General features: G+C 59.7%; 3 protein-coding genes and 1 pseudogene. All 4 read left to right on the top strand.

Annotated elements, in window-relative coordinates; all coding sequences use genetic code 11:
• A partial coding sequence (locus tag DU506_RS21030) for a molybdenum cofactor synthesis domain-containing protein (protein ID WP_114488773.1) occupies positions 1-486 on the top strand: 486 nt, incomplete at its 5' end.
• Positions 487-801: 315 nt separating this feature from the next.
• A complete protein-coding gene (locus DU506_RS21025; protein ID WP_235825877.1) occupies positions 802-1,404 on the top strand; it encodes a Crp/Fnr family transcriptional regulator in 603 nt (200 codons plus the stop codon).
• Positions 1,404-1,802, top strand: a complete 399-nt coding sequence (locus tag DU506_RS21020) for a putative zinc-binding protein (RefSeq protein WP_114488771.1) — start codon at positions 1,404-1,406, stop codon at positions 1,800-1,802. The genes DU506_RS21025 and DU506_RS21020 overlap by 1 nt, the downstream gene beginning before the upstream one ends.
• A pseudogene (locus DU506_RS21015) lies at positions 1,792-2,154 on the top strand (radical SAM protein); the annotation flags it as partial. The gene DU506_RS21020 and the pseudogene DU506_RS21015, both read left to right, overlap by 11 nt.
• Positions 2,155-2,250 lie beyond the last annotated feature (96 nt).

The raw sequence follows: 2,250 nt of genomic DNA, 5'->3' as shown, positions 1-2,250 counted from the left end.
GGCAGCGGCGACCTGCTCAGCGAGCGCCTGCTCACGGCCGGCCATGTGCTGGTCGAGCGCCGCATCGTCGCCGACGATATCTATCGTATCCGGGCGGTGGTCAGCGACTGGATCGCCCGCGCGGATATCCAGGCGGTGCTGGTCAACGGTGGCACGGGGTTCACGGTGCGTGACACCACGCCGGAAGCGTTGGCGCCGCTGTTCGACAAGACCATCGATGGCTACGGCGAGTTGTTCCGTCAGCGCTCTTACGCGACGATCGGTGGCTCAACGATGCAGTCCCGTGCGGTGGCCGGCGTGGCCAACCGCAGCCTGGTGTTCGCCATGCCCGGATCGCCCAGGGCCTGCGCCACCGCCTGGGATGATATTATCGCGGCACAACTGGATGCGCGCACCCGGCCCTGCAACTTCGTGGCCATGGTGCTGCCGGATAGCCAGCACTGTGCCAGCCGCTCCACCGAAATAGCGCAGGAGGTCAGCGTATGAACTGTGGTTGTACGGATAATCCCACCACCGGTCTGCCAGTGCTGATACGTGTTCCCGGCGGTGCCGGTGTGATGAGTGATGAGCCTGCCAGGGGTCACATATGTTGAGCGCCGCGGTGGTGGTCCACGGTTACCTGATCATGGATCCACGCAGTGAGGTGAAAAAAAGGCGATGACGTTACCTATTGTTTCAGCAGATAATTCCTCACCTGAGGGGCCGCCAACGGCAACCGACCTGCGGGAGCTGATCCGGAGAGTCAGCTGGTTGGCCGCACTTGAGAACAACGATGTGGAAATGTTACTGAGGCATTCTCACGTGCAGACGCTCAAAGCCCATGAGTGGATTTTTCACCAGAATGGCCGGGCGGACTGGCTGTATATCGTACTCAGTGGCGCTGTGCGCCTGGTGCATGGTGTCGGCGAAAAACGCCTGGCCACCATACGCTGCGTGGAGCATGGCGGCACCCTGGGCGAACTGAGCATGGCATCGCACACCGGGTTTTATCTCTATTCAGCGGAAGCCTTGCGTAATACCCGGGTGCTGGCGATTCCCGCCGAACAGTGTCGTCAACAATTGGATGCCTATCCCGCCTGTCGTGCTGAGTTCATGAGCCGCATGGCCCTGGAGTTGAGCGAGCGCCTAGAAGACCTGGTGCTGGTAACTCAGTCTGACGCCATGGCCAGGCTGGTCAGTTATTTGCTACGCCAATTGCCCCCGGGACGCCATCAGCGCCCCAAGACATTGCCGTTGACCATTCCCCGCTATTGGCTTGCTGCTCAGCTTTCCATGACCCCGGAAACGCTGTCACGCTTGCTGGCCAAGTTGCGTGACCGGGGGATCATACAAGCGGATCGCCGCCATTTAGCGATCATCGATGAGGAACGCTTGCGTCATTGCCTGATGGAAGGAGATACCTGATGCCACAACGTGCCCGTCAAAAGACCGCCACCCTGGTGTATGCCTGCTCCGGCTGCTCCGATGTAGCGCAATTGGCTAACGACGTGGCACTGCGCCTGGACCATAGCGGTGTAGCGGAAATGTCCTGTATCGCCGGTGTCGGCGGCGGTGTGAAAGGGTTGGTTCGTACGGCGCGTTCCGGTCGTCCTATCATTGCAATCGACGGCTGCCAGCTGCATTGTGCCAGCCATTGTCTGGCCAATGCAGGCGTTGAACCCACCGAGCACGTCAAGCTCTATGAGCGTGGCTTTCGCAAGCGGCGCGGAATGCTCTATGGTGAGGACGAGGTGACTGAAGTTTCAGCTGAAGTCGGTGAGCTGATCGCCCGGCTGCAGGTGCATACGGAGAATACCCAATGAGTGTCCTGTTGACGGCTTCGGCCGCACGATTCGTTATGTTCGGTTATCGGTGACCGACCGTTGTGATTTTCGCTGTGTCTATTGCATGGCCGAGGAGATGACCTTCCTGCCACGCGCTCAAGTGCTGACCCTTGAGGAAATCGCCACGGTATCGCAAGCCTTCGTCGAGCTGGGCGTGGAGAAGATCCGTCTCACCGGCGGCGAGCCGCTGGTGCGCCAGGGGATCGAAACGCTGGTCGAGTCGATCGGTCGCCTTGAAGGGCTGCGTGATTTTGCCATGACCACCAATGGCAGCGGCCTGGTCAAGCATGCCAAGGCACTGCACCAGGGTAATGCCAGTCAGTTAAGCCTATTCTCAACAAGCTGATCATGAGACCTTTCCGTGTCAGGCAACTGATACGGAAAGGTCTCATGCATTTCAGCGACGCCATTGATGCCATCGCCAAGG

This window comes from Vreelandella rituensis (assembly GCF_003336665.1).
Classification (GTDB): Bacteria; Pseudomonadota; Gammaproteobacteria; order Pseudomonadales; family Halomonadaceae; genus Vreelandella; species Vreelandella rituensis.
This window is presented reverse-complemented; position numbering and strand designations above follow the sequence as displayed.